The 24721-nt window shown below is 48.9% G+C and carries 28 protein-coding genes; 23 read left to right on the top strand and 5 right to left on the bottom strand.

Features of this window, described 5'->3' with window-relative positions; genetic code table 11:
* The first annotated feature begins 1 nt into the window (after position 1).
* The 11 genes from mutM to rplT all read left to right on the top strand — a co-directional run bounded on the left by mutM (position 2) and on the right by rplT (position 9468).
* On the top strand, positions 2 to 850 hold the full coding sequence (mutM, locus tag LHUE1_RS13705; RefSeq protein ID WP_049172131.1) for a DNA-formamidopyrimidine glycosylase: 849 nt from the start codon (positions 2 to 4) through the stop codon (positions 848 to 850).
* Positions 847 to 1449, top strand: a complete 603-nt coding sequence (coaE, locus tag LHUE1_RS13700) for a dephospho-CoA kinase (RefSeq protein ID WP_049172133.1) — start codon at positions 847 to 849, stop codon at positions 1447 to 1449. Before mutM ends, coaE begins: the two co-directional genes overlap by 4 nt.
* Before the next feature lie 54 nt (positions 1450 to 1503).
* On the top strand, positions 1504 to 1971 hold the full coding sequence (nrdR, locus tag LHUE1_RS13695) for a transcriptional regulator NrdR (protein ID WP_005687991.1): 468 nt from the start codon (positions 1504 to 1506) through the stop codon (positions 1969 to 1971).
* A gap of 68 nt (positions 1972 to 2039) precedes the next feature.
* Positions 2040 to 3389: a replication initiation and membrane attachment family protein gene (locus LHUE1_RS13690; RefSeq protein WP_049172136.1), complete on the top strand. Its 1350-nt coding sequence runs from the start codon at positions 2040 to 2042 to the stop codon at positions 3387 to 3389.
* The gene (dnaI, locus tag LHUE1_RS13685) at positions 3389 to 4324 is read left to right on the top strand and encodes a primosomal protein DnaI (protein ID WP_049172138.1); all 936 of its coding nucleotides are present in this window, start codon (positions 3389 to 3391) and stop codon (positions 4322 to 4324) included. The genes LHUE1_RS13690 and dnaI overlap by 1 nt, the downstream gene beginning before the upstream one ends.
* Positions 4325 to 4879: 555 nt before the next feature.
* Positions 4880 to 6853: a threonine--tRNA ligase gene (gene thrS / locus LHUE1_RS13680; protein ID WP_049172139.1), complete on the top strand. Its 1974-nt coding sequence runs from the start codon at positions 4880 to 4882 to the stop codon at positions 6851 to 6853.
* A gap of 155 nt (positions 6854 to 7008) precedes the next feature.
* Positions 7009 to 7401 carry a hypothetical protein gene (locus LHUE1_RS13675; protein ID WP_025013647.1) on the top strand — a complete coding sequence of 131 codons (393 nt, stop codon included), beginning with the start codon at positions 7009 to 7011 and terminating at the stop codon, positions 7399 to 7401.
* Entirely contained in the window at positions 7391 to 8086 is a 696-nt protein-coding gene (locus LHUE1_RS13670) for an enhanced serine sensitivity protein SseB C-terminal domain-containing protein (protein WP_049172141.1), read from the top strand. Before LHUE1_RS13675 ends, LHUE1_RS13670 begins: the two co-directional genes overlap by 11 nt.
* A gap of 197 nt (positions 8087 to 8283) precedes the next feature.
* On the top strand, positions 8284 to 8799 hold the full coding sequence (gene infC / locus LHUE1_RS13665; protein WP_171024638.1) for a translation initiation factor IF-3: 516 nt from the start codon (positions 8284 to 8286) through the stop codon (positions 8797 to 8799).
* Positions 8800 to 8876: 77 nt separating this feature from the next.
* Positions 8877 to 9077 carry a 50S ribosomal protein L35 gene (gene rpmI / locus LHUE1_RS13660; RefSeq protein ID WP_003565872.1) on the top strand — a complete coding sequence of 67 codons (201 nt, stop codon included), beginning with the start codon at positions 8877 to 8879 and terminating at the stop codon, positions 9075 to 9077.
* 34 nt (positions 9078 to 9111) lie between these two features.
* Positions 9112 to 9468 (top strand): 50S ribosomal protein L20, encoded by a 357-nt coding sequence (gene rplT, locus LHUE1_RS13655; RefSeq protein ID WP_025013361.1) that lies wholly within the window; start codon positions 9112 to 9114, stop codon positions 9466 to 9468.
* Positions 9469 to 9602: 134 nt separating this feature from the next.
* Here rplT and LHUE1_RS13650 read toward each other — a convergent pair whose 3' ends face one another.
* The 5 genes from LHUE1_RS13650 to LHUE1_RS13630 form a co-directional block, all read right to left on the bottom strand.
* On the bottom strand, positions 9603 to 10163 hold the full coding sequence (locus tag LHUE1_RS13650; RefSeq protein WP_049172144.1) for an LOG family protein: 561 nt from the start codon (positions 10161 to 10163) through the stop codon (positions 9603 to 9605).
* Between the two features lie 73 nt (positions 10164 to 10236).
* Entirely contained in the window at positions 10237 to 11205 is a 969-nt protein-coding gene (locus tag LHUE1_RS13645) for an NADP-dependent oxidoreductase (RefSeq protein ID WP_049172145.1), read from the bottom strand.
* Between the two features lie 5 nt (positions 11206 to 11210).
* Positions 11211 to 11852, bottom strand: coding sequence for an alpha/beta hydrolase (locus LHUE1_RS13640; protein ID WP_049172146.1), 642 nt, complete (start codon positions 11850 to 11852; stop codon positions 11211 to 11213).
* Positions 11853 to 11867: 15 nt separating this feature from the next.
* The gene (locus LHUE1_RS13635) at positions 11868 to 12836 is read right to left on the bottom strand and encodes a ring-cleaving dioxygenase (protein ID WP_049172148.1); all 969 of its coding nucleotides are present in this window, start codon (positions 12834 to 12836) and stop codon (positions 11868 to 11870) included.
* Entirely contained in the window at positions 12829 to 13728 is a 900-nt protein-coding gene (locus tag LHUE1_RS13630; RefSeq protein ID WP_049172149.1) for a VOC family protein, read from the bottom strand. The genes LHUE1_RS13635 and LHUE1_RS13630 overlap by 8 nt, the downstream gene beginning before the upstream one ends.
* A gap of 242 nt (positions 13729 to 13970) precedes the next feature.
* Here LHUE1_RS13630 and LHUE1_RS13625 point away from each other — a divergent pair, with 242 nt between their 5' ends.
* The 12 genes from LHUE1_RS13625 (at position 13971) to LHUE1_RS13570 (ending at position 24504) form a co-directional block, all read left to right on the top strand.
* The gene (locus tag LHUE1_RS13625; RefSeq protein WP_025013367.1) at positions 13971 to 14507 is read left to right on the top strand and encodes a YqeG family HAD IIIA-type phosphatase; all 537 of its coding nucleotides are present in this window, start codon (positions 13971 to 13973) and stop codon (positions 14505 to 14507) included.
* Positions 14488 to 15612 carry a ribosome biogenesis GTPase YqeH gene (gene yqeH, locus LHUE1_RS13620; RefSeq protein ID WP_049172152.1) on the top strand — a complete coding sequence of 375 codons (1125 nt, stop codon included), beginning with the start codon at positions 14488 to 14490 and terminating at the stop codon, positions 15610 to 15612. The genes LHUE1_RS13625 and yqeH overlap by 20 nt, the downstream gene beginning before the upstream one ends.
* An 84-nt stretch (positions 15613 to 15696) precedes the next feature.
* Positions 15697 to 16008 carry a YhbY family RNA-binding protein gene (locus tag LHUE1_RS13615; RefSeq protein WP_047107524.1) on the top strand — a complete coding sequence of 104 codons (312 nt, stop codon included), beginning with the start codon at positions 15697 to 15699 and terminating at the stop codon, positions 16006 to 16008.
* 8 nt (positions 16009 to 16016) lie between these two features.
* Positions 16017 to 16667, top strand: coding sequence for a nicotinate-nucleotide adenylyltransferase (locus LHUE1_RS13610; protein WP_010487897.1), 651 nt, complete (start codon positions 16017 to 16019; stop codon positions 16665 to 16667).
* Positions 16660 to 17259, top strand: a complete 600-nt coding sequence (gene yqeK / locus LHUE1_RS13605) for a bis(5'-nucleosyl)-tetraphosphatase (symmetrical) YqeK (protein WP_049172155.1) — start codon at positions 16660 to 16662, stop codon at positions 17257 to 17259. Before LHUE1_RS13610 ends, yqeK begins: the two co-directional genes overlap by 8 nt.
* A gap of 3 nt (positions 17260 to 17262) precedes the next feature.
* Entirely contained in the window at positions 17263 to 17622 is a 360-nt protein-coding gene (gene rsfS, locus LHUE1_RS13600) for a ribosome silencing factor (protein WP_010487900.1), read from the top strand.
* Positions 17619 to 18356, top strand: a complete 738-nt coding sequence (locus LHUE1_RS13595) for a class I SAM-dependent DNA methyltransferase (RefSeq protein ID WP_049172157.1) — start codon at positions 17619 to 17621, stop codon at positions 18354 to 18356. Before rsfS ends, LHUE1_RS13595 begins: the two co-directional genes overlap by 4 nt.
* A gap of 49 nt (positions 18357 to 18405) precedes the next feature.
* Positions 18406 to 19542, top strand: a complete 1137-nt coding sequence (locus tag LHUE1_RS13590; RefSeq protein ID WP_277848113.1) for a nucleotidyltransferase — start codon at positions 18406 to 18408, stop codon at positions 19540 to 19542.
* A gap of 65 nt (positions 19543 to 19607) precedes the next feature.
* Positions 19608 to 20156: a YceD family protein gene (locus tag LHUE1_RS13585; protein WP_049172159.1), complete on the top strand. Its 549-nt coding sequence runs from the start codon at positions 19608 to 19610 to the stop codon at positions 20154 to 20156.
* Positions 20157 to 20424: 268 nt separating this feature from the next.
* Positions 20425 to 21843: an NADP-dependent phosphogluconate dehydrogenase gene (gene gndA / locus LHUE1_RS13580; RefSeq protein WP_010487912.1), complete on the top strand. Its 1419-nt coding sequence runs from the start codon at positions 20425 to 20427 to the stop codon at positions 21841 to 21843.
* 388 nt (positions 21844 to 22231) lie between these two features.
* The gene (locus LHUE1_RS13575; protein WP_003565833.1) at positions 22232 to 22918 is read left to right on the top strand and encodes a response regulator transcription factor; all 687 of its coding nucleotides are present in this window, start codon (positions 22232 to 22234) and stop codon (positions 22916 to 22918) included.
* The gene (locus LHUE1_RS13570; RefSeq protein ID WP_049172164.1) at positions 22918 to 24504 is read left to right on the top strand and encodes a HAMP domain-containing sensor histidine kinase; all 1587 of its coding nucleotides are present in this window, start codon (positions 22918 to 22920) and stop codon (positions 24502 to 24504) included. The genes LHUE1_RS13575 and LHUE1_RS13570 overlap by 1 nt, the downstream gene beginning before the upstream one ends.
* Positions 24505 to 24721: the final 217 nt, after the last annotated feature.

Genomic DNA, 24721 nt, shown 5'->3' with positions numbered 1-24721 from the left:
AATGCCAGAGTTACCTGAAGTCGAAACGGTTCGCCGTTCATTGTTGCCACTTATCAAAAACAAACGGATCACCGCCATTAGTACGAATTGGGCGAAAATTCTGATTAATGGCTTGCCGACTTTTCAAAAAGAAGTCGTCGGCGCTGCTGTCACCACGATCGATCGCCGGGGAAAATATCTGTTGATTCGGCTGAACAACGGTGAAACCATTGTCAGCCATTTACGCATGGAAGGTCGCTATTACGTTGTTAGCGATGGCCATACGCCATTTGACAAGCACGATCATGTGACTTTTACGTTCCAGGATGGAAGCCAACTGCGCTACCGGGATTTACGCAAGTTTGGCCGCATGCGCTTGATTCATACTGGTCAGGAACAATCGGTGCCGGCGTTGGCAAAATTAGGGCCGGAGCCGACCCCTGCGACGTTTGACGAGGCGGCGTTTGCCCAAAAACTAAAACGCCATCATAAAGCGATCAAATCGGTGTTACTGGATCAGACCGTTGTTGCCGGTATCGGCAATATTTATGCCGACGAAGTTTTATGGTTGAGTCGTTTGAATCCATTGCAGCCAGCTGATACGCTGACAAAAAAAGAAATTCATACCTTACATGACAATATTATCAAGGAGTTAGATGCGGCCATTGCTGCTGGCGGCACCAGTGCTCATACCTACGTTGATGCAAAAGGCAACCGCGGCTCTTTTCAAGATGCCCTACATGTTTACGATCGGGAAGGGACGCCTTGTGATCGCTGCGGCACACTCATTGTTAAAATCAAAGTCGGCCAACGCGGTACCCATTATTGTCCCCACTGCCAACCTCTGCATCAAAGGAGGCGTCCGGCATGACCTATTTATTGGGTTTGACAGGCGGTATTGCCTCAGGAAAATCAACGGTGAGTCGAGTCTTTAAAGCAGCTGGCTATCCAGTCGTAGATGCCGATGTGATTGCGCGCCGGATTGTCGAACCCGGTCGGCCTGCACTCGCCCGTATTGTCCAGGCATTTGGGCCACAAGTACTGCGCGAGGACGGTAAACTCAACCGTGCCAAGCTCGGTGAGATTGTCTTTTCCCAACCGCGGCGTTTGGAGGCGCTGAATCAAATTAATCGACCATACCTGCGCGCGGCGATTAATCAAGCGTTAGCACAGGCGAAATCTGGCGGTGCTGCGATTGTGGTTGGTGACATTCCACTCCTTTACGAAGCCGATTATGCCGATGCATTCGATGGTGTTGCCGTGGTCACCGTTGATCCCAAGGTTCAGTTGGACCGGTTGATGGCCCGTGATGGTCTGACAGAAGCCGAAGCCAAAGAACGCATTGCATCACAGATACCCTTGGCGGAAAAAGCGGCCATGGCTGATTTTGTCATTGACAATAACGGAAAATCAGAAGCAACGATTGCCCAAGCGAAAGCCTTGATCCGCCAGTTACAGCACCTATCATAAGCGGCGTGTGCGTGCTATAATTAATTATCAAACTTTGATTAAGAAGGTGGAGTCGTGCAATGTCCCCATTGCCATCATAATAGTTCGCGGGTCGTTGATTCGCGTCCCACAGACGGCGGTCGGGCGATCCGACGCCGGCGCGAATGCGAGAATTGCGGGTTTCGCTTCACGACTTTTGAACGAGTCGAGCAAACCCCGTTATTGGTGATTAAGAAAAATGGTACCAGAGAAGAGTTCAATCGTGAGAAGATTCTGAAGGGACTGATCCGGGCCGCAGAAAAACGACCGGTCACCATGGAGCAGATGCAAGGGATCGTTGATTCGGTTGAAAACCAATTGCGTGCGATTGGTGAAAATGAAGTTTCCAGTCAAGCGATTGGCGAATATGTCATGTCCAAGCTAGCAGATGTTGATGACGTGGCTTATATTCGCTTCGCCAGTGTTTATCGGCAGTTCAAAGATATGTCCGTCTTCATGCAAGAGCTTCAGGATATGATGAAGAAGGAAAAGACTAAGAAATAGTGAGCGCAAAACAAGCGGACCTGGGGCAGTTGTCTCAGGTCCGTTGTCTGAAAAGAGGTGAATTTGCTATGCAGCGTCCGGATACGTTTATGCCACAAGCAGGCTTTGTGTTGACCAAGGCAGGTTATTTTAGCGACTTTGATGAAAAGATCGCCATCTCGCTTTATCAACCGCTCGTGGGGCCGATTGCCATGGCGCTTTATCTAAGTCTATGGCAGGAAGTCAAAGACCGCGCTTTGGTGACGGATCGGCGCCCGCAACTCTGGCTATTGGATTTGTTGGATATCGACATCGATCAGCTCTTTGTGGCTCGCGTGAAACTGGAAGCAGTCGGCTTATTGCGAACTTATACGCAAGTCGATTCCCTAGGACGCTATTACGCTTATGAACTTTATCCGCCAGTGCAGCCAGATGCCTTTTTTAAAGATGATTTGATGGGCCTGTTGCTTTATGACAAGGTTGGTGAAAAACGGTATGACGAACTGGTTGCACAGTTCAGTCTGAAACCGGTTCGCCGCCCGGAATGGCAGGAGATCACAGCAAACTTTTTGGACGTGTTTCGCTTTGACCACAACTTAAGCGGGGAACCAAGTGCGGTGGTTGCCGCCAAAAAGGCAATGGCTCAAAATCAGCCTCAATTACCGCGGCTTGGTAATGGCGAAGGCTATGACTGGGAACTTTTGCAATCGTTGTTAGCCAACAGCAATATTCAGTCAGGCCAATTAGCCAAACACCAAGAGGCACTGTATCAAATCGCCGGGTTTTACGGGATTCAACCACCTGACTTTGCGCGGCTGATCAGTCGGGCGACGGATGTGATGACGGGCAAAATCGACTTGAACGCGTTGCGGCGGCTGGCCGAGCAAAGTTATACCCGCCAGCAGCCGCAAACCAAGGCGCAGCCAGTAGCAACCAAACCGCCAAAAGTGGCTAGTGCTGACGAAGCGCTGCTGAAACGGGCCAAAAGCATGCCACCGCGTCAGTTTTTAACCGCGGCCAAACAGGCTAAGAATGACCGGATGTATCCGGCCAATAATGAATTGCGCGCGGTGCAGAGCCTTAGTGAACGCAATGTTTTTGATGCCCCTACGATTAATATTTTGATTGATTATATTCTCCGAACGAATGACAGTATCAATCAAGCCTTGATGGATGCGATCGCAAACAGCTGGTTAAAAGCTAATGTGACGAGCCCCGAAGCAGCGTTACAGCAGATTCATACGTTTGAAGAGCAGAAAGCAACTGGAAAGAAACGCTATCAGGGCCAATCCAAAGGTGTGCGGCAGGAAAAGCTGCCAGATTGGGCTAAGGAAGGCTATCAACCCAAGAAGAAAAAGGTCAGCGAAGCGGATCGCCAGACGTTGGCTGCTCAGCTGGAAAAGTTACGACAACTCGGTGATAAGGGAGGGACGAACTAATGGAAGATATGCGTAAACGCTTAGCAATGTTAATGGACTCTCGACAGTGGCGGGAGCGGTATTTCAAAATGGTCAAAGCAGCCTTGCAGGATCCTGATGTCCAGACCTTCCTTAAGCAACACGAGGCAGAATTAGCTGACGATGCGATTGATCGCGGCACGGCCAAAATCTATGAATTCGTCAGTGAGCGGAACAAGATTGCCCGTGGTGAATTACCATTGGCACCCGGCTATCAACCCACGTTAGTCGTTGCCAACGGGCTGATCGATGTCGCTTATGAGCCGACAGATGCAAAGCTTGCGGCTGACGAAGAGGCCAAGCAGGCGTCGCTAGTGACCTCGGTTAATATGCCTAAAGATATTCACGATGCAAGTCTGACGAGTTACGATCCGACCGATGAGCGGGTGGATGCGCTTTTGGCCGCAAACCGGTTTGTCTTGGCAGTGGTCGCCGATCCCAAAACATTTCACCAAGGCCTGTATCTAAGCGGTCCATTTGGCGTCGGTAAAACCTATTTGCTCGGTGCCATTGCCAATGATCTTGCCAGCAAAGGCGGCATTGGCACGACGCTGATTCACGTTCCGACCTTTGTTGTTGAAATGAAAAGCGCCATTGGCAGCAACACGGTTTTGAAAAAAATCGATAGCGTCAAACGTGCGCAAGTGCTGATGCTTGATGATATTGGCGCCGAAAGTATCAGTCCCTGGGTCCGGGATGATGTGCTTGGCATCATTTTGCAATACCGCATGCAGGAAAAAATGCCGACGCTGTTTAGCTCCAACAAAAGCATGGCCGATTTAACCGAATCTTTGGCCGGGACTGACCGCGGTAATTCCGAAATGCTAAAAGCCCAACGCATTATGGAACGGATCCGTTTTCTCGCAAAAGAAGTAACGGTCGGCGGAGAAAATCGCCGCAATCCGCTGGCTAATTAAGTGCGACTCCAAAAAGAATAACGCAATTTTCAGAAAACCGCTTGCACCCAGCCGCGCAATGTGGTTCAATGTAGCTATCGAAGACGGAAGCAATAAAGGATCATCCGACAGAGAGCAAGGCCGCGGCTGAAAGTCTTGCAAGATCTGATCCGAACCACTTCTTGAGATTGCCGAAAGGCTCAGTTGCGCAGGTTACGCGTTAATGAAGTGGCCCGCAGCAAGACTGTCGGCAACCTGGGTGGAACCGCGATCACAAATCGTCCCTGATGTCTCTTAGGAGATGTTAGGGGCGATTTTTTTGTGAGCGTGAGCCAGCCCGGTTAGAAACCGGCGTGTAAGTGGCCTTGGGTGTGATGGCCGGGCTTTGGCCATTGCGACCAAGGTCCTTACACGCAGGTTTCTGGGCTGGCGAACGCGTTATCGCAAGCGGAAGCCGCAGTGTCTGGAACTGAAGCGTTGTGCCCTTAGGCATTGCGACCAAGATCCTTACGCACAGGTCTCTGCATCGGTGAACGGATGGTTTCTTCGAAAAAACAACAAAGGAGAGTCTTTCTTATGGCATTAGATATTACGTTTCCAGATGGCAATGTTAAACAATTTCCAGATGGTACAACGGTGAAAGCTATTACAGAAGGCATTAGTAACAGTTTGGCCAAAAAGGCGGTTGCCGGCAAGTTGGATGGCGAGTTGATCGCTTATGATGAACCGATTGCTCATTCTGGCAAACTGCAGATTATGACCAAGGATGATGCCGAGGGGCTGACGGTTCTCCGGCAAACGGCAGCGTTTGTTTTGGCTGCAGCACTCAAAGCTTTGTATCCTGATATCCATTTTGGTCAGGGTCAGGCGACCGAGGATGGCTTCTATTACGATACCGATCGGGCGGATGGCCAGGTAAGTGTCGATGATTTGCCAACGGTTCAAAAGAAAATGGAAGAAATCATTAAGGCCAACGCTGCTTTGGAACCGGTTGTTCTCAGTCGTGCCGATGCTTTTGCCCGCTTCAAAGACGATCCTTTCAAGAAGCAATTGGTCGAAGCTGCTGGTGATCCGATTAAGGGTTACAAGCTCGGTGACTTTGTTGACTTCGAAGAAAAAGTCCTGCTACCAAGTCTCAAAGATCTGAAGCATTTCAAACTGCTGTCAGTTGCCGGCGCTTACTGGCAAGGCAAGAGCAGCAATCCGATGCTCCAGCGGATTTACGGGACGGCTTATTGGAGTGAAAAAGGTCTCGAAGATGATGCTAAACGCCGTCAGGAAGCAGCTGAGCATGATCACCGGGTTATCGGCCGCGACTTGGATCTTTTCTTCGTCGATCCTAAAGTCGGTGCCGGTTTGCCTTACTGGATGCCAAATGGGGCAACAATCCGGCGGGTGATCGAACGGTATATTATCGACAAGGAAATCGCAGACGGCTACGAACACGTTTATACGCCGGTGCTTGCCAACCTCGACTTATACAAGACATCCGGTCACTGGGATCACTACCGCGAAGACATGTTCCCGCCAATGGACATGGGCGATGGTGAAATGCTTGAATTGCGGCCGATGAACTGCCCAAGCCACATTCAGATTTACAACCATCATATCCGTTCTTATCGTGAATTACCGCTGCGCATTGCTGAATTGGGCATGATGCACCGCTATGAAAAGTCCGGCGCACTGTCCGGCTTGCAGCGTGTTCGGGAAATGACGCTAAATGACGGCCACACTTTTGTTGCCTTGGATCAGGTTCAAGAAGAATTCAAAAAGATTCTGCGCCTGATCATGGACGTTTACGAAGACTTCAACATTACCGATTACAGCTTCCGGCTTTCATATCGTGATCCCAAGAATACCGAAAAGTATTTTGATGATGATGAAATGTGGACCCGCAGCCAGAGCATGCTTAAAGGTGCGATGGATGATCTGCATCTTGATTACTACGAAGCTGAAGGCGAAGCTGCCTTTTATGGGCCAAAGCTGGATATCCAGACCAAGACGGCCTTGGGTAATGACGAAACGATGTCGACCATCCAGTTGGACTTCATGTTGCCAGAACGCTTCAACCTGACCTATGTTGGCAAAGATGGTGAAGAACATCGACCAGTCATGATTCATCGTGGCATTGTCGGCACGATGGAGCGCTTCATCGCTTATCTGACCGAAATCTACAAGGGTGCCTTCCCGACCTGGTTAGCACCGACACAGGCTGTTTTGATCCCGGTTAACAATGATCTGCACTTAGACTATGTCAACCGCATCAAGCGCCAGATGTTGGCAGCCGGCTTGCGGGTCAAAGTCGATGATCGGAATGAAAAGATGGGCTACAAGATTCGTGAAGCCCAGACCAAGAAGATTCCATATACGGTCGTTGTCGGTGACAAGGAACTCAACGATGCTGCCGTTTCGGTTCGGCGTTACGGTGATGAGCATACCGAAGAAGAAGCCGGTAACATGTTCATTGACGCGATGGTCGCCGAAGTCAAGAACTACAGTCGCGATGGCAAGACCAAGCCTACCGAGGCGAAGAAGGTTTTAGGCGATTAATAGCCGTCCTTTAAAGTAAACCGAAAAGATCTGCGCCATTTGACTCAGATCTTTTTGTTCGCTGCGCTACAATTACCTGGCACTTTTTCGCCGCCTATTGCCATGTATGATACACTGGACACATTTACGACAGACAGCAAGGAAAGGGTGACTAGGTGGTTATTGCGTTATGGGCTTCATGGCTCGTTTTATTTTTCGTCACAAAAGTTTTGGCAGCCAGCTTGTATTTTGTTGTTCTACTGGTTTACTTGAAGTTACCGTGGCGGACTCCCAGTCAGCGCGGCCGCTGGCTCATTGCCCATCGTGGTCGCGGCCTGCTGGTGCTGATGGGGATCGTGATGCTTTTAACGGCATTGGCCGCGTATGGCATTGCCAATTGGTGGTTCGGCAAAATTGAATTTCAACCTCAAGGCGTTGCGGTTTTCGGCAGTGTCGGCATCGTTTTATTGTCATGGCTGATCGGCTTACCTAAAAAATTACGGAATTTTCGCAATAAAATGAACCTCAACCAGCAGCAAAATAAAGGAGAAGACGACGATGACCAATGAGCCACAAGTTCAAAATCCCCAGTTAATTCATTTGATGCGGCTTTTAAGAACGGATCAAAATGATGACACGCAAGCGGCTTTTTATGCTGGCTTGAAAAGTGCCAAGTTTATGTTGCCAGTCGGGACGGCACGTACAGGCGACCCGACCGTGGTGATGCTTACTGATGACAATGGGCATGATTATTTGCCAATTTTTACGGATCAGGCAAATTTTGCCAAAAGTCCGGATCACGATCATTTTGCGGTTGCGACGATTGCTGATTGTGCCAATTTCTTATATGAGGATCGCGACATTTTCGGCGTGGTCATCAATCCATATGATGAAAACATGGTATTGTCACGTGCCAATCTATTTTATGTGGCAAAGCCGGATCAAGCCAAACATGGCGAGGCTGTTCGAATTAGTGAACCACCTCGCGAAACCGCTGATCTTGTTGAGCAGTTGCGGGAATACCTGCCAAAAATGCCAACCGTGCACGCCGCTTATTTGGTTACGATGATGCGTGCGGATGACGCACAGAGTTTGCTACTGGTTGTCGATGCTGACAAAGACGCTGATTTACACGCATTGGTTGGTTTTGCGGAAGCTTACTTACCGGAAACTCAGCAATTTCATGTCAGTCCAACCGATAATGAACTAGGCCGATATGTCAGCGGTGAGTTTTCGCCCTTTTACCAACGATAACATCGATAGCGCCCCTCTTGACGCAAGCGGCTTGCTACTGTATAGTTATTGCTGTTGAGAAAAAGCAGAAGTTCCCGCTTCTCGCCCACGTCTTTAGACCTCTAGGCTCATTAGTTCGGTATTTAATGAACAGCGGGGGTCTTTGCGGCCACGCTGTTTTTGTTTTTTCTCTGAAATTCACACGGAGGTGAACAACCATAGCAAGAGATCTGATAGTCAATGACAGTATTCGCGCACGTGAAGTTCGATTGATCTCCCAGACCGGTGAACAGCTCGGCGTTAAGAGTACGCGTGACGCCTTGGCCATTGCCGAGGATGCAAACTTAGATGTTGTCTTAGTATCGCCTAATGCCAAGCCACCGGTTGCCCGCATCATGGACTACGGGAAATTCCGATTCGAGCTGCAGAAGAAAGAGCGCGATGCTCGGAAGAAACAAAAGACTGTCACCATTAAGGAAATCCGCTTGAGCCCGACCATTGGTGAAGCAGATTTCAATACCCGGCTTAAGAACGCGACGAAGTTCCTGAAAAAAGGGGACAAGGTCAAAGTGAGCGTTCGATTCCGTGGTCGAGCAATTACGCACAAGGATCTTGGTCGTAAGGTTCTTGAGCAGATGGCGGATGCCGTTAAGGAAATTGCTACTGTTGAAACTCATCCAAAGATGGATGGTCGCAGCATGTTCTTAATGCTTGCACCGCGAGCCGATAAATAATCATCGGCGAATGTTACAAAGGCGTGCACGGCTTTAAGTAGTCGTGCGCGCATTGATGTTTAGAGGAGGAAAAAGACATGCCAAAATTCAAGACCCACCGCGCTTCCGCAAAGCGTTTTAAGAAAACCGCATCAGGTGCCCTTAAGCGCGGTCACGCATACACGTCACACCGTTTCCACGGCAAGACGAAGAAGCAGCGTCGTCAATTGCGTAAGTCAGCATTGGTATCCCACTCAGATATGAAGCGGATCCGCCAGATGCTCAGCCAGATGAAATAATAAGCTATCGGATTTGATTTGAGGAGGAATTCTAATGCCACGTGTTAAAGGTGGAACAGTTACTCGTAAGCGTCGTAAGAAGGTACTGAAGCTCGCTAAGGGTTATCGTGGTGCCAAGCATTTACTGTTTAAGGCAGCAAGTGCGCAGGTCATGGTTTCGTATCGCTATGCATTCCGCGATCGCCGCGCCAAGAAGCGCGATTTCCGGCGTCTTTGGATTGCCCGGATTAACGCAGCTGCACGTATGAATGACATTTCATACAGCAAGTTGATGCACGGCCTGAAACTCGCTAATGTCGACATGAACCGTAAGATGCTCGCTGATCTTGCTGTCAGCGACCCAGACGGCTTCAAGGCTTTGGCGGATACCGCTAAAAAAGCTTTGGCTTAATCAGCATGTAACCAGTTTACTGGCGTAAGTTCTAGTTGCGTCAGTTTACGCTTACATATAAAAAGACACGTCATTCCATTCGCTTTGAATGAAATGGCGTGTTTTTTATATGAGTCATATACAAGCTTGCTTGGTTAATGATATTGTCGCACCCCAAGCGGTTGGTAATTAGCAATGAACGTGCTGATTTCCTGCAGATCAGATGAAAATAACAGGTTGTCAAATGCATCCTGGTCGAAGAACCCTTGATCTACCGCTGTTTGGTACATCTGATGCAGCGGCTCGTAATAACCGTCTTGATTGAACAAAACAGTAGGACTGGCGTTTAATCCGATCCGGGAAAAAGAAATGGCTTCCGTAATTTCTTCTAACGTTCCCGGGCCGCCGGGTAAGGCGATATCGACATCGGCCAGTTCAATCATTCGGGCCTTACGGGTACCCATATCCGCGACAACTTCCAAATCCGTCAGGTCGGGCATGGCCAGGCCGCGGTCTGCTAACACCTGAGGCATGACGCCAATGACTTGACCGCCATGTTGAAGCGTACTGCCGGCAACCGCACCCATTAAGCCTAGCTTGCCGCCGTAGATTAAAGTATCACCACGCTCGGCAATCCAGGCACCAACCTGTGTAGCTGCCTGAAGAAATTCATCATTAACGCCATGATTGGCACCGCAATAGACTGCAATTTTCATATCTTTCCGCCTTTCCGTGCATGTTGTTATCATACGGCGGGAAAAGGCGGGTCGCAAGCGGTTTTTTGAGGCACTACAGGTGGTTAACGTCTTTGCGAATCGGGTGGATGACATGGCGGCCTTGCATAACGACTAACTTGCCTGGCGCGTGATGCGTTTCCAGCATTTCATGGCCGGCAATCACACCGTCAACATTAAATGGGAAAGCCTGAGCGACACGAACCTGTAGTCCCCATTTTTGGGCGACATCCGTGAGATAGGCAAAGCCATCATGCACCGAGTAGTCCTTCGACGGATTTAACTGCAAATGGGTCACGTCTGGTTTGCTGCTGAGATCAACATCGGCATAAGCCGTTGTGACATACTGACCGTTTGGCTTAACAAGTTTTAATGCAGCGCCATGATCGGCAGCGCCGAACACGGCATTGACCACAGCATCGGCTGCATCTTCCGGCAAATCGTCGGTGTAGCCGAAGATTTGATCGGCACCTAACTGCCGCAGATATTCGCGATGCTGCTCACCAGCCACGGCGATGACGTGCAACTTTTCAAACTTGGCAATTTGCACCAAGATGGCACCAACGCCACCACTGGCACCGACAACGCCCAGCGTTTCTCCAGGTTTGAGATTCAACATATAGTGAAGAATGTTAAAAGCCGCCAAGCCAACTTGCGGTAACGCCGCGGCATCCAAAAAGCTTAGCGCAGTCGGCTTTTTGTAAACTTTAGAGGTTGAGGCCGTCACAAATTCACTATAACCGCCGATTGGACGATAATTCAAAACAACATCGCCTACCGCAAAGTCGGTGACGCCTTCACCTAGCTTGGTAATGCGGCCAACCACATCCGTTCCCGGTATCACGGGAAACTTAACTTTCCGAAACGCTGCCTGCTCACCGCGGCGTAGAGAAGCGTCATAAGGGTTCAAGCCAAAACCCAGAACCTGCAACTGCACTTGTCCGGCTTTTGGCTCCGGGACCGGTGCTTCAATACTTTTAAAAACATTTGGTTTGCCATATTCCTCAAACCCAAAACGTTGCATAGGATTCACCTCCGTTGCCAATCCTGTAGTCGGCCACTATTCGCCAACCAGGATTTGGCATTTGCCAATTCAGCTTCATTTAAATTATGGCTTTGCCCGTGCCGGAAAATCGTCACGTCTGCCCCTTGCTCTTTGAGATAGGTGGTCAATACCTTAAAGTTCTGGGCTGGCACGATCGGATCCTGATCACCATGGGACATCCAGACTTTCACATCGCTTAGGTCTTGCTGGGAATCAACCGTCGAAAGTGCCATCGGGTGGAAAAAGATGCCGGTGTGAAAAGTATCACGCCGTGTCAACAATGCGCGCGCAGCAACGTTGGCACCGTTTGAATAGCCAACGACCACAAACCGGTTATAGTCAATATTGAATTTCTGGCAAAGCTCGTTTAAAACCGAAAAAAGCCAAGTGGTTTCCTGCTCAAGGTTAGCTAAATCAAAGCCGCCGTTTTCCGAATGCCGGAAATAACGATTCATCCCTTGTTCCTGAATGCGTCCGCGAATCGATAGCATGGGACTATTAGGCGATAGGTATTTACCAATCGGCAGCAAATCATTTTCATTGCCGCCTTGGCCGTGTAGCAATAACAAAGGGGAGACGGTGGGGTCACCTTTTACAAAAGTATAATTGACGTTTTCTTCTGCCATAACTACCTCCACAAATTAACGACCGCGCCAATCGGTTTTGACTGGTGTGAGCTGCTTTTCGATTTCATCACGTTTGCTTTCCAAGAATGGCGGCAACTCAAGGTGGATGCCAGCTTCATCATAAGTTTCGTCTTGTAAGAAGCCTGGTCCGGTTGTGGCGATTTCGAAAAGAATTTGTGGTGCTGCCCGGAAATACTCAGACTTGAAGTAGAAGCGGTCCACGTAGCCGGATTGCGGCAGGCGATATTGCTTGATGCGATCAATCCACGTGCCAAGCGTCTCACGTGTATCCGTGGAAAAGGCGGCGTGATGAATGTTACCAAAGCCTTCAACGGCAATTGGCAGATCTTCGCGGTGTTCCAAAATCACCTGTGCTCCGTGACCACCATCGCCAACTTCGTAGAGTGACCAGTTACCGTCTTCGGCGATCTTGTTATAACCCATAATTTCCGTTAGCACATATTGCATGTGGCCGAGATTGAAAATCGTAACCGTGACCGGCCCAAGACCGGTGATGGCAAATTCTTCCGGAACATCGTTGTGTTTCCAAGGAGTGCCACCTGCGACCCCATGATTGTGTTCATCGGAGATAAGCTGAAACTGCTGATCATCTTGATCGTGGAAATTAATGATTTTGGCATCAAACTGGGTGCTGATGCCATCGTTTGCGACCCCTTTTTCCGCAAATCGCTTGAGCCAGTAATCTAAGGCCGCATCACTTGGTACCCGGAAGCTGGCCCGTGAAATCATATTCGTGCCTTTTTTGCCTTTTTCCTGATTAGGGAACGTAAAGAAGGTCATGTCGGTGCCGGCAGTGCCTTGGTCATCGGTAAAATAGAAGTGATAAGTGTCTAAAGCATCCTGATTCACCGTTTTCTTGATCAGGTGCAGCCCTAAAGTTTTGCTCATGAAATCAAAAATGGCTTGAGGATCACTTGCCATGGCGGTGACGTGGTTCATGCCGAGTAACGGATGTTCAATCATGGAAATCCACTCCTTTGGTTTTGAAATAACTTTCAATGGTCGCCCGCCGCGCTTCAAACTTCGGCGGCAGGCCCAGTTTCTCACCTAAATGCTCAAGCGGCTCGTCTAATGTAAAGCCGGGCGACTGGGTTGCAAATTCAATGCGGTTGTCCGCCGGGTCACGAACATAAAGACTTTTAAACCAGCCGCGATCGGCAAACTCTTCAACTTCATAACCATGTTGTGCGGCAATGGTGCCAAGACGCGGCAACGCTTCTTCGTGATCAACGGTCAAAGCAAAATGATCCATGCTGCCACGGCCAAATCGTTTGACATCGTCAGTCAGGCTCGGTTTTAGTGTCAAAGTGTTGCCCGCTGCCAGCTTAAACTGTTCGTGTTCGGCAGCTTGGCCTAGCATCGCTTCGAAGAAGGCTTTCTCGGCTTCGTGGTCAGCAACAGGGATGTCAACATTGATGAGGCCGGTGATCTGTCGGTTGCCGGGGATGTCGTTAGGAACCGTTAAATGATCTGGCAAAGTCTTCTGGAAGGCAATCAGCCGAACCGGCGTATCAGAAGGATCAACCAACGTAAGACGGTCCGCGGTTTCAGAAATCACACAGCCGGCTTGCTGCAGCCGTTCAAACCAAAAAGGCAAAGAATCGCCGGGGATCGCCAAATCGATCCCGCCTAATTGATTGCGCCCGTCATAACGGTGGCCAAGCCGGTCAATGACGAAAAAAGTCACGACGCTGCCAGGCGTTCCCTGATAATCACCGAAAAACAGATGCCGGACGTGAATATTTTCCTGATTAACCGTATTTTTTACCAACCGCAAGCCCAAAACATTTGTATAAAAATGAATAGTTGCGGTTGCGTCGCCAGTTAAAAGCGAGACATGATGCAAACGGGTCATGGTGTTGCCTCCTATTTTGAAACACTTACTAAAAATAAGTATAACAGGCTTAATAACGGAATGCGAGCGTTTGATTTCAAATTCATCGTACCCTGTTTGCAACAATAAGGCGATTATTTCGTCTTTTTAAAATAGCGTTTTCATTGCGGACGCGTCGTAGGTATTAGGCAAACGGCCTCGCGCTTAGGCATCTTTTCCGCTATAATATAAGGATATGAACAACCGGAGAGGGGACAAGATTTGTGGCAGTTTTTGAGCCGACTTGGCTGGTAACGAATATCTTCAGTCTGACGCCTGCCAGTCTGAAACAGCAAGGCATTAAAGCGGTGTTGACGGATCTTGATAATACGTTGATGGCTTGGGATCATCCGGAAGGTACGGCTAAACTGACTCGCTGGCTTTCAGATCTGAAAAAAGGCGGCATTCAAGTGGTGGTCGTCTCAAATAACAACGCTAATCGTATCCACAAGGCAATGGCCAAGCTTCAAGTCGCGTATGTGGCGCGAGCATTGAAGCCGTTGCCGGTGGGGATTACCAAAGCACGTAAGGAATTGGACTTAAAACGCTCGGAAGTGGTGATGGTCGGGGATCAGCTCCTGACTGATATTTGGGCTGGCAACCTTGCCGGCGTGCGCACGATTCTAACGCAACCACTGGTGGAAAGTGATGCGTGGAACACGCGGATCAATCGGTTTTTTGAAGGCTTCGTTTTTAAAGCACTTGCGAAAAAACGGCAGCTGAATTATCAGGAGGATATTCATGGACACCATCAAAAATGATGAAGAGCGCCGCTGCATAGGCTGTGGCGCTATTTTACAGACAACAGATCCAAAACAACCCGGATACTTGCCTGCTGCTACTTTAGCTAAAGCTGACACTGAAGACGATATTTATTGTCAACGGTGTTTTCGGTTGCGGCATTATAATGAAATCGCACCGGTCACATTGACAGATGACGACTTTTTACGTTTGTTGAACGCAATTGGTGAGAGCAACGCGCTAATTGTGAATGTGATTGATATTTTTGATTTTAATGGCAGCGTGATTCCCGGATTACACCGGTTTGTCGGCGATAATCCGGTCATTTTGGTGGGCAATAAAGCCGATGTTCTGCCTAAGTCGCTGAATCCGAACAGGTTAAAAAATTGGTTGCAGCAGCAAGCCAAAGCACAGGGGTTACGCCCGGTTGCGACGATGCTGGCCAGTGCCAAAAAGGGGTTTGGCGTTGACGACTTATTAAACGCAATCGAAAAATATCGAGAGCATCGCGATGTCTACGTTGTTGGCGTGACAAATACCGGAAAATCGACTTTAATCAACCGAATTATCAAGGAATTAACGGGTGTTGAGAACCTGATTACCACTTCGCGTTTTCCAGGCACAACGCTGGATCGGATTATGATTCCGCTAGATGACGGCCAGTCGCTGATTGATACACCAGGTATTATTCATCGGCATCAGATGGCACATTTTGTGGGACCTAAGGATTTAAAACTGGTATCCCCGACATCGGTGATCAAGCCGGCCACCTATCAGTTAAATGAAGGACAGACGATTTTTCTTGGTGGATTGGCGCGATTCGACTATCTTCGCGGCGGCCGTCAGTCGTTCGTGATCTACACGGATAATCAATTGCCGTTGCACCGCACCAAGTTAGCTAACGCTGATGATTTTTACCAAAGACATGTTGGCGGCCTGCTTGCGCCACCGCAAGCCGATGAAGTGGCTCAGTTTCCGCCACTGGTACGGTTTGAGTTCACCCCAAAGGAAAAGTCAGATCTCGTTTTTGCCGGACTTGGCTGGATTACCGTACCGGCCGGTGTCACGATCGCAGGCTATGCGCCTAAAGGTGTGGATGTTCTATTGCGAAAAGCATTTATTTAAGTTTGATTGCGATCGCAACGATGTGGCTAGCCGCAGTTGAGTCAAAGTTGACGAAAGTGCCATCAGAGGAGTTGTTTTAAAAATATGTTAACTGGTAAACAGAAACGCTATTTACGGAGCCTGGCGATGACGACCAAACCGTTGATTCAAGTTGGCAAAAATGGGCTTGGTGATGCGTTTGTCGCTGGGGTCAAAGATGCGTTGGAAACGCGAGAACTGGTGAAAATCAGTTTGTTGCCAACCGCCGATGATACCCCGCGGGAAGTTGCTGACACTTTACAGGCCGCGATTACCGGCTTGGAAGTGGCTCAGATTATCGGCCGCACGGTGATTGTCTACAAAGAAGCAGCCAAAACCGAGCATCGCCGAATTAGTCTTGAAGTGAACGCACGGTAGGGATTGCGATGGAAAAGACGCAGAGTGTCACCTTAACTCAGCCGGTCATCTCAGTGGCGATGCGCGAACAGATTCTAGGTGTGCATCGTCGCAAGCAGGTGGGCCTGTTTGGCGGAACCTTTAATCCAATTCACAACGGCCATTTAATTATGGCGGAGGCAGCGGGCACCGAACTCGGCTTGGAAAAAGTTTACTTTATGCCGGATAATCAGCCGCCACATGTTGATACTAAAACAGCTATCTCGGCACGGCACCGGGTGAACATGGTACAATTGGCCATTGCCGACAATCCGCTTTTTGGATTGGAAGGCATTGAAATTCGCCGAGGCGGTATTAGTTATACCTATCAAACGATGCAGGAGTTGCGTCGCTTACATCCGGATACTGACTATTATTTCATCATCGGCGCTGACATGGTTGATTATTTACCCAAGTGGGCTCATATTGATGAACTGGTCAAACTTGTGACTTTCGTGGGCGTTAAACGCCGCGGTTATACACCGGCCAGTCGCTATCCGATTTTATGGGTCGATGCCCCGCTAATCGATATCAGTTCGACCGCGGTGCGTGAACGGGTGCAAAATGGCCGCAGCCTGCGTTATTTGGTACCAGACCCAGTTATTGACTATATTCAAAAAGAGGGATTATATCGTGAATGAACATCAGTACCCTGACAGCTTGACACACGGCTTAAGCCGCCAAGAAATCTTAAATCGCTTACGCAATCGCCTGGACGAACCGCGTTACGAGCATTGCCTGCGCGTGGAACAAACGGCCATTGAACTGGCTAAGCGATTTGATCAAGATGTTGATCGTGCCGGTTTGGCTGGTTTGCTGCACGATTATGGCAAAGAAATCCCGGTCGAAACCTACAAACGGGTCATTGTCGAAGATGGCTTTGATCCCAGTTTGTTGCAATATGGCAGAGGCGTCTGGCACGGGGTTGTCGGCGTTCATTTTATCCAAACCGAAGTCGGCATTACGGATAAGCAGGTCTTGACTGCGATTGCCCGGCATACAACCGGGGATCCGGAAATGACGCCATTAGATGAATGTATCTTTGTCGGCGATTTTATTGAGCCGCAACGGGCTTTGCCTGTCGAAGCCAAGGCGCGCAAGGCTGCTGAAACGAATCTGGAAGAGGCCAGCCGTATCGAATTGGAAAATACGTTGATGTACCTGATCGGCGCGCGCAAGTTGGTCTTTCCTAAAACACTGTTAACTTATAACGCATTTTTAGCAAAGGAGTAGTTTATGGTCGACGCAAAAACAATGTTGGAAATTGCTGTTAAAGCCGGCGATTCAAAGCGTGCCGAGGATATTGTCGCTTTGGATATGCGCGGTGTGAGCTTATTGGCGGATTATTTTGTCATTATGAGCGGCACTTCGGATCGTCAGGTACAGGCGATTGTGGATGAAATCGAAGAAAAAGAAGAAGCGGCCGGTGTCGATATTCGCCGAATCGAAGGCCAAAAGGGTTCGAAATGGATGCTCATCGACTTGAATGACGTGGTTGTCCATGTCTTTATGCCGGAAGAGCGGCAATTCTATAACCTTGAGAAATTGTGGCAAAGTGCACCGCTTGTCAACGTGGATCAGTGGGTTGAGGCATGATTTACACCACTTTTGCCGAAGTTTATGACAAATTGATGGATCAGTCACTGTATTTACGGTGGCGGGATTACGTTAAACAACGAGTAGCGCCAGCCAATCAGCCTTTGCTGGAGCTTGCTGGTGGTTCGGGCTTTCTCGCCGTGTTGTTGGCACAGTCAGGCTATCAAGTCACCGATCTCGATCTGTCAGACGACATGTTGACATTAGCTGAAGAAAAAGCACTTACTGCTGATGTTGATTTAACGCTGATCCAAGGCGACATGCGGGATTTACATGACTTGCCGAAGTTCCCCGTGGTCACCTGCTTTGATGATTCAATTTGCTATATGCCCGATCTTGAGGCAGTTAAGCAAGTCTTCGCCCAGGTGGCGGCATTGCTGCCTTCAGGCGGGGATTTTCTTTTTGATGCTCATTCGCTTTACCAGATGGATCACGTTTTTCCGGGCTATATGTACAATTATCAAAGCGATGACTTCGCTTTTTTATGGAACAGTTTTGTCGGTGAAAAACCGCATAGTATCGAACACGATCTGACGTTTTTCATTTATGACGAGGACTTAGATGCTTACAAGCCGCTAACCGAAACCCACAAGGAGCGCACTTATCCGCTGGAAGATTATCTGGCGGCGCTGCAGGCGACCGGCTTTGAAAAGGTTGAAGTCACGGCTGATTTTGGAATGCAGCCGGTTTCGGCCAAGAGTACCCGCTGGTTCTTTCACGCCAAGAAGCGGTAGGCAAAAACGAATTCTGATTTGACTGACGAAGACGATTCTGGAGGTGTGTATGCAAGCTGTTGGCATGATTGCGGAATTTAATCCGTTTCACTCAGGCCATGCTTTTGCATTGGCTAAAGCGCGAAGTTTAACGCACGCCGATGTCGTCGTGGTGGTCATGTCAGGTAATTATGTGCAACGCGGCGAACCGGCGATTTTTGATAAGTGGGTACGTGCGGAGGCAGCGCTGACTCATGGTGCCGATATCGTGATTGAATTACCGGTGACCGGTGCCGTTCAAGCGGCTGATCAATTCGCCAAAGCCGGTGTGTCGGCTTTAGCAGCGTTGCATGTATCGGCACTGGCATTTGGAACCGAGCACCCTGAGCTAGATTATTTAGATCTTGCCCGGCAATTAGCATCGGCTGATATCACGGACCCGGGTTTTGCCGATTATACGCAGACTTACGCGACCCAACTGAATGCTGCGTACGCGAAGGTGGCGGGGATTACGCAGACGGACCCAAACTTTATGTTGGGCTTGAGTTATGCCAAGGCAGTTTTGGCATTACAGGTGCCGATGCAGCTTTACCCATTCGGCCGACAAGGTGTTGGGCATGATGAGCAGCAAATCAAAGCCAATCTTGCCAGTGCCTCGGCGGTGCGACAACACTTGTGGCAAGGCGAGCCTGTCACAGGTGTTGTGCCGGCAGATTTGATTTCGATTTATGCCGAGCAACCGCAATATGGCTGGTCGCAATTTTTCCCGTGGTTAAAATATCGTCTGCAAACGGCTGATTTAGCTGAGTTGCGGCAAGTGGCGACGATGGCAGAGGGATTGGAATACCGGTTCACCCAGCAAATTGATGGTGCTCATGATATGACCGAGTTTTTGCACCGGGTTAAGTCCAAGCGCTATACCTATGCTCGATTACGTCGGCTCGCCCTAGCCATCACGCTGAATATGACGACCGCTGCTGTCACAAAAGCTCGGCGCCTGCCACAACTGCATGTCCTTGGGTTTACGCCGACTGGCCGGCAATATCTGCGCACTGTCAAACACCACCTGGCTTACCCCTTGCTCACACGTGTCAGTGCTGATATGCTTGCACCGGATGGGGTCCTAGCCATGACCCACCGTGCGGATCGATTAATCACAGCCATTGGCGGCGTCGAACAGAATTATGGTCGACCGCCACTCATGTGAGGCGTATGAATTGGTTTTTATCCGAAGGTCCTAGGCTTTCGAATGTATTTTTAAGGAGGATCGCCATGTTGAAATGGACCATTCAGGAATTAATGAAACATGATGAGCAACCGTTACACTTTAGTACCACGTTAGATGTCAAGGCTGATCTGCAGGATCGCGATCCGGAGATTCTTGATGTGAGTCCCATTCAGGTGAGTGGGGACGTGTTGTATGATCGCGGCGATTTTCTGGTCAGTGTTAATCTGACCGGTACGCTCGTGGTTCCGTCCACCCGCAGCCTGAAACCGGTGACCATGCCGCAGAACTTTACTTTTAGTGAAATCTATTTAACCGATGAAGGCCATGCGGATCAGTATGAAGACGGTGAAATCCTGATGCCCCTCGAAGAATCCGAGCTTGATCTTTTGCCAGCGGTCGAGGATCATTTGTTGCTCAGTATTCCGATGCAAGTGCTCACACCGGAAGAAGCAGCCACCGGTGATATGCCTGCCGGAGATGAATGGGAAGTGCTCGCCGAAGATGAATACAAGAAGCGGACAGAAGAAGAAAAGAAGGCAGATAATCCCTTTGCAAAGTTGAAGGGGATGTTCCCGGATCAGGATGAATCGTGATGTGTGTGTTTGTTGCTGAAAAGAATCAGGCAAACCTGAATGATAAAAGATGAACAGATACTAGGTTCTAATCATGAATTAAGCAGTGCTCACAGGCTTAGGTCGGGGCACTGCTTTTCTTATTTGCTAGGTCACTCAGTCCGAACTTGGCTAACTTGAAAATAATACATTTTACCTGCCTGCGAAGGCTTCTGAAGACTGTTAAATCAAGGCTGTTTCTGCTAACATGAATGGAGTAAATGTTGAAATTAATGAGGAGGTTTCCGTAATGGATAAACCACAAATCGGCGTTGTCGGTATGGCTGTGATGGGCAAGAATCTTGCCTTGAACATTGAAAGCCGCGGCAATACCGTTGCAATCTACAATCGAACCGGAAGTAAAACCAAGGCGGTTGTTGACGAGCATCCAGATAAGAAGTTGGTACCAAGTTATAAGATCGAGGACTTTGTTGCTTCGCTCGAAAAGCCGCGCCGAATTATCATGATGGTTAAAGCTGGCGCCGGCACTGACGCGGTTATCAAAGAATTGTTGCCGTTACTTGATAAAGGCGATGTTTTAATTGATGGTGGGAATACTTTCTTTGAAGATACCATGCGCCGGAGTGCCGAATTGGACAAATCCGGCATTAACTTCATCGGCATGGGCGTTTCCGGTGGCGAATTAGGTGCGCTGCACGGTCCTTCCCTCATGCCTGGTGGTCAAAAGGAAGCCTATGATCTGGTTGCGCCAATTCTTGAAGCCATTTCCGCAAAAGCTGACGATGGCGCACCATGTGTCACTTACATTGGGCCAAATGGTGCCGGTCATTATGTCAAAATGGTGCATAACGGCATCGAATACGGCGATATGGAACTTATCGCTGAAAGTTACAATTTGATGCGTAACCTGCTTGGCTTGGATGTTAAAGAAATTGCCGACATTTTCAGTGACTGGAATAAAGGCGAACTGGACTCTTATCTCATTGACATTACAGCCGACATTTTGACCCGCAAGGACGATCTTGGCAGCGACAAGCCAATTGTTGACGTGATTCTGGATCGTGCCGGTAATAAAGGCACGGGTAAATGGTCATCACAATCAGCGCTTGAATTGGGCGTTCCGCAGAGTGTGATCACCGAATCCGTATATGCTCGTTACATCAGTGCCATGAAGCAGGAACGGGTGGCAGCAAGTAAAGTTTTGCCAAAGCCGGTTGCCAACGTTTCGGTCGACAAAAAAGAAGCCATCGAAATGATTCGCAAGGCTCTGTACTTCAGCAAACTGATGTCATATGCTCAAGGCTTTGAACAAATGCGCTTCGCCTCAGAAAAATACGACTGGAATCTCCAATATGGCGAATTGGCAAAGATCTGGCGTGCCGGCTGCATCATCCGTGCCCGCTTCTTGCAAAACATCACGGATGCTTACAACAAAAAGCCAGACTTGCAAAACTTATTGCTAGACGATTACTTCCTGAATATCGCCAAGAATTATCAGGAAAGTGTCCGTGATCTGGTTGGTCTCGCCGTTAAAGCCGGTGTGCCGGTTCCGGGTTTCTCCGCAGCGATCAGCTACTACGACTCATATCGTTCGCCAGTGCTGCCTGCCAACCTGACCCAGGCACAACGCGATTACTTTGGTGCCCACACCTACGAACGAACCGATCGCGATGGCATTTTCCACTATAGTTGGTACCACGAAGCTTAAAATTTTAATGACCAATTGATCGAGTCAATCCGCAAACATGTCGGATTGGCTCTTTTTTGGTTAAAGGCTGAGCTAAAAGATGTACGCTGATGGCTTGATGGAAATTGGCGATAGACCGCTTATGAAAATAAAATTAGAGAAGTGCTGGGCGAGTGGGTAACTCGGTTAAGTATGAGCGTGGACCTGTTTATGAGAACCTGTCCGGATTGAAAAATGAGAAAACCACCGAACAAACTTTTTTCAATGGCGATTGTGCCCATCATTGCGCGGCTTATAGCCAAAATGAGAAAACTGTGCTAAACTAGCTTAGCATCGTTTTTTAATGAGAAATCACGAATAAAGTTGCGTTGCGTGTGTGGTGCCACTAAGAAAGCATAAGGAGACCCTGATGAGTAAAATACTGATTATTGAAGACGAAAAAAATCTTGCCCGGTTTGTCGAGCTGGAATTAAAACACGAAGGCTACGAAACGGAAGTCCATTTCAATGGCCGCACCGGACTTGAGGCGGCGTTGGCTGAAGACTGGGATGCTATCCTGCTTGACTTGATGTTGCCAGAGTTGAATGGCCTTGAAGTCTGCCGGCGGGTACGACAGGTCAAGAATACGCCGATTATCATGATGACCGCCCGTGATTCTGTGATTGATCGCGTTAGTGGCTTGGACCACGGCGCCGACGATTACATTGTCAAGCCATTTGCCATCGAAGAATTGTTGGCGCGGTTACGCGCGTTGTTACGCCGAATTAGTATCGAAGGCGAAAACAACACCGCTAAACAAACCACGATCAAATATCGTGATCTCGTGATTGAAAAGGAAAACCGGGTTGTTCGGCGCGGTGATGACATTATCGAGCTGACCAAGCGTGAGTATGAATTGCTTTTGACTTTGATGGAGAACGTCAATGTGGTCTTGGCTCGTGACGTCTTGCTTTCCAAGGTCTGGGGTTATAACTCCGATGTTGAAACGAATGTTGTCGATGTGTATGTCCGCTATATTCGTAACAAAATCGATCGGCCGGGTGAACCTAGTTATATTCAGACGGTTCGGGGAACCGGCTATGTCATGCGCTCGTAATGGTGATTAAACAGACAAGTACCGGGCAAAAGAAGAAAAGTCCCCGCATCTCGTTAAAGGTCAAATGGGCCGTAACGGTTGGTGTCGGGATTTTTGTCACTTTTGTCACCTTTTCGATGATTCTATACGGTGCGATGCGACAGATTCTGTTGAATCAGGAGCGCCGAACCGTCACGGACACGCTTAGTACCGTTGTCCAACGACTTTCCCCAGTCAGTGGCGATTTGACCATTGCCCAAGTTGTTCCGCGGTTGGAAGGTACAACGGCGTCGGATCAACCTTCGTTACCGGCACCGAGTGAATCACGTGAGCGGATTTTTTCTGATTCGGTGATTCAAAAGTTGGCGCAGGCCGATGTGAGTGTGTCGGTTTTTTCACGCGATCGCACGAATATTTTTCAGTCACGGGATACCCCCATCACGTTAGGCAAGGTTCATGGCACCGAGGTACAGGAGAGCCATATTGGTGATTTTAACGGTCTGGTAGGCACTGCACCAATTTATTCGGCCACGACGTCTGACTTAATTGGTTATGTACAAGTGACGAATAAACTAACGGCGTTCCATGCGACGATGCACGAAATCACGTTACTCATCGTGGGCTTAAGTTTTGCGGCGGTATTGATTTCGATTCTGATTGGTTATATTTTGGCGACGCGCTTCTTAAAACCCATTAAATTAATCACGAATGCTATTGATGTCGTGAATGAGGAGCCGGAAAGTACCGTCCGGATACCGGCGCTCAAACGCAATGATGAGCTTGGTGACCTCGTGCTCGAATTTAATGGCATGTTAGATCGGATTCAGCGCTATATCGATCAGCAGAGTGAATTTGTGCAGGATGTGTCACATGAGTTGCGGACACCGGTTGCCATTTTGGAAGGCCACCTGCAACTGTTGAACCGGTGGGGCAAGGATGATCCCGAGGTCTTGGATGAGTCTTTGAAGGCATCGTTGCAGGAAATTACCCGCATGAAGAGCCTGATTCAGGAAATGTTGGATCTGACCCGAGCTGATCAGGTGGATGTTCAGTTTCCTAATGCCGTGGTCGATGTGCATAAAACCGTTCAGCAGGTTGTCGCAGACTTTCGGATGATCCATCCCGACTTCACGTTTACGTTAGATGATGATCTTGAGAAGACCACGTATGTTCGCATGTATCGTAATCATTTAGAGCAGGTCATGATCATTTTAATGGATAATGCAGTCAAATATTCGACTAACCGAAAAGAGATTCATGTGTCAATGGCGCAAAACAGTGGCAATGGTGTTGCTTTGGCCGTGCAGGACTTTGGCGAAGGCATTGCCGAAAAGGATCGACGCCGTGTGTTCAATCGCTTCTACCGCGTTGACAAGGCTCGCAGTCGGGAAAAAGGCGGCAATGGGCTCGGATTATCGATCGCCCAACAGTTAATTGAAAGCTACCACGGCCAAATCGAAGTCGATTCAGCGTTGGGACACGGGTCCATTTTCCGAATTGACCTGCCGACCATTACCGAAGCAAAAGCTAAGGCGCTTAAGGCTCAGGAAGAAGCCAAACAGGCGGCTGCTCCGAAGGGCGATACCACGATTAAAAGTAATCTGTGACTTCAAAGTTGATTAAAAAACGTTAGCGCTTCTCACGTGAAATCGGCTGCAAAGACAAATTTTGTCTCTGCAGCCGATTTTGTTGTTTGACGGTCAAAAGTTACATTCATCCCTCGAACCTTGGCGATTGCCCGCAACTTTCAACGTTTGGGTGCCGTACACGTGATGAAGCCGGCTATCGTGATCGCCTCCAGTATTAAAAAAGCCGCCCGCGAAA

Source organism: Lacticaseibacillus huelsenbergensis, assembly GCF_029726355.1.
Taxonomy (GTDB): domain Bacteria; phylum Bacillota; class Bacilli; order Lactobacillales; family Lactobacillaceae; genus Lacticaseibacillus; species Lacticaseibacillus casei.
This window is presented reverse-complemented; position numbering and strand designations above follow the sequence as displayed.

Bases quoted from the DNA above. Each gene is read 5' to 3' on its own strand.
- LHUE1_RS13575 (WP_003565833.1), top strand. From the start codon at position 22,232: ATGAGTAAAATACTGATTATTGAAGACGAAAAAAATCTTGCCCGGTTT.
- LHUE1_RS13570 (WP_049172164.1), top strand. From the start codon at position 22,918: ATGGTGATTAAACAGACAAGTACCGGGCAAAAGAAGAAAAGTCCCCGC.
- mutM (WP_049172131.1), top strand. From the start codon at position 2: ATGCCAGAGTTACCTGAAGTCGAAACGGTTCGCCGTTCATTGTTGCCA.
- LHUE1_RS13630 (WP_049172149.1), bottom strand. From the start codon at position 13,728: ATGACCCGTTTGCATCATGTCTCGCTTTTAACTGGCGACGCAACCGCA.
- gndA (WP_010487912.1), top strand. From the start codon at position 20,425: ATGGATAAACCACAAATCGGCGTTGTCGGTATGGCTGTGATGGGCAAG.
- LHUE1_RS13595 (WP_049172157.1), top strand. From the start codon at position 17,619: ATGATTTACACCACTTTTGCCGAAGTTTATGACAAATTGATGGATCAG.
- LHUE1_RS13615 (WP_047107524.1), top strand. From the start codon at position 15,697: ATGTTAACTGGTAAACAGAAACGCTATTTACGGAGCCTGGCGATGACG.
- LHUE1_RS13585 (WP_049172159.1), top strand. From the start codon at position 19,608: ATGTTGAAATGGACCATTCAGGAATTAATGAAACATGATGAGCAACCG.
- coaE (WP_049172133.1), top strand. From the start codon at position 847: ATGACCTATTTATTGGGTTTGACAGGCGGTATTGCCTCAGGAAAATCA.
- LHUE1_RS13690 (WP_049172136.1), top strand. From the start codon at position 2,040: ATGCAGCGTCCGGATACGTTTATGCCACAAGCAGGCTTTGTGTTGACC.
- LHUE1_RS13640 (WP_049172146.1), bottom strand. From the start codon at position 11,852: ATGGCAGAAGAAAACGTCAATTATACTTTTGTAAAAGGTGACCCCACC.
- LHUE1_RS13610 (WP_010487897.1), top strand. From the start codon at position 16,017: ATGGAAAAGACGCAGAGTGTCACCTTAACTCAGCCGGTCATCTCAGTG.
- rplT (WP_025013361.1), top strand. From the start codon at position 9,112: ATGCCACGTGTTAAAGGTGGAACAGTTACTCGTAAGCGTCGTAAGAAG.
- LHUE1_RS13590 (WP_277848113.1), top strand. From the start codon at position 18,406: ATGCAAGCTGTTGGCATGATTGCGGAATTTAATCCGTTTCACTCAGGC.
- LHUE1_RS13650 (WP_049172144.1), bottom strand. From the start codon at position 10,163: ATGAAAATTGCAGTCTATTGCGGTGCCAATCATGGCGTTAATGATGAA.
- rsfS (WP_010487900.1), top strand. From the start codon at position 17,263: ATGGTCGACGCAAAAACAATGTTGGAAATTGCTGTTAAAGCCGGCGAT.
- LHUE1_RS13670 (WP_049172141.1), top strand. From the start codon at position 7,391: ATGACCAATGAGCCACAAGTTCAAAATCCCCAGTTAATTCATTTGATG.
- rpmI (WP_003565872.1), top strand. From the start codon at position 8,877: ATGCCAAAATTCAAGACCCACCGCGCTTCCGCAAAGCGTTTTAAGAAA.
- LHUE1_RS13645 (WP_049172145.1), bottom strand. From the start codon at position 11,205: ATGCAACGTTTTGGGTTTGAGGAATATGGCAAACCAAATGTTTTTAAA.
- yqeH (WP_049172152.1), top strand. From the start codon at position 14,488: ATGGACACCATCAAAAATGATGAAGAGCGCCGCTGCATAGGCTGTGGC.
- thrS (WP_049172139.1), top strand. From the start codon at position 4,880: ATGGCATTAGATATTACGTTTCCAGATGGCAATGTTAAACAATTTCCA.
- LHUE1_RS13635 (WP_049172148.1), bottom strand. From the start codon at position 12,836: ATGATTGAACATCCGTTACTCGGCATGAACCACGTCACCGCCATGGCA.
- dnaI (WP_049172138.1), top strand. From the start codon at position 3,389: ATGGAAGATATGCGTAAACGCTTAGCAATGTTAATGGACTCTCGACAG.